Below are 790 nucleotides of genomic sequence, written 5' to 3'. Positions count from 1 at the left end.
CATATAATTTTCATCATGTTTAGCTAACACTTCAGATGCTTGTAATACATTATTCTCATCAAGCTCGCCTTGAGCCACGATGCCTTGCCCCTCACGAAACAGATCGGGCAAAATCCCATCGTATTGAATAGTGACGTTTTTCTCATAATCAGTTACATCGAACGTCACATTCAGACTGTTTGGATCACGTATGACACTTCCATCAACAACCATTCCACCGGCTCTAATACGCGTATGTTTCGGCGCCTCACCACCTGCGATTTGAGTTGGTGAATAAAAGAGATTGATATTCTGGCTCAGTGCAAACATGGTTAAACCCACTGCGGCCCCAACACCAATGACAATGAAAAGCACAATGATTAAACGTTGTTTACGTTTAGGGTTCATGAAGATTTTTTCTCCCTACGCAGCCGACGTGCAAGATCAGACATCACTTTCTTCTTTTGCAGAGCTGGATTAACAATATTAATTACAATTACGACCAGTGCGATGGCATAACTTAGCCAGACATAAAAACCATGCCCACCCATCGCGATAAAATCTGAAAAGCTTTCAAAACTCATTTTTTTAACCTCACTGCTTTCCAACTAACTCTTTAACCCAACTCGAACGACGCTCACGCACCAATATTTCATTCCGAGTTCGCATCATTAACGAAACAGCAAAAAAGCAATAGAAACCGATCACCATGACCAACAAGGGCAACCACATCTCCGTCGCCATTGCGGGTTTCTCTGTTAACGTGAAGGTTGCAGGTTGATGTAGCGTATTCCACCAATCAACTGAATAT

At 42.3% G+C, this 790-nt stretch carries 2 protein-coding genes and 1 pseudogene; all 3 read right to left on the bottom strand.

Going from position 1 to position 790, the window contains the following annotated elements; all coding sequences use genetic code 11:
* Positions 1-387, bottom strand: a 387-nt coding sequence (gene ccmE, locus B4K11_RS08540) for a cytochrome c maturation protein CcmE (protein ID WP_292959323.1), incomplete at its 3' end; no start/stop codon positions are given.
* Entirely contained in the window at positions 384-563 is a 180-nt protein-coding gene (ccmD, locus tag B4K11_RS08535; protein WP_292951009.1) for a heme exporter protein CcmD, read from the bottom strand. The genes ccmE and ccmD, both read right to left, overlap by 4 nt.
* A 10-nt stretch (positions 564-573) precedes the next feature.
* Positions 574-790: pseudogene (locus B4K11_RS08530) on the bottom strand (heme ABC transporter permease); the annotation flags it as partial.

This window comes from Neptuniibacter sp. UBA6509 (assembly GCA_002435145.1).
In the GTDB taxonomy this organism is placed as follows: domain Bacteria; phylum Pseudomonadota; class Gammaproteobacteria; order Pseudomonadales; family Balneatricaceae; genus Neptuniibacter.
This window is presented reverse-complemented; position numbering and strand designations above follow the sequence as displayed.

Excerpts from the sequence above, each read along its gene's own strand:
- ccmD (WP_292951009.1), bottom strand. The coding sequence starts at position 563 with ATGAGTTTTGAAAGCTTTTCAGATTTTATCGCGATGGGTGGGCATGGT.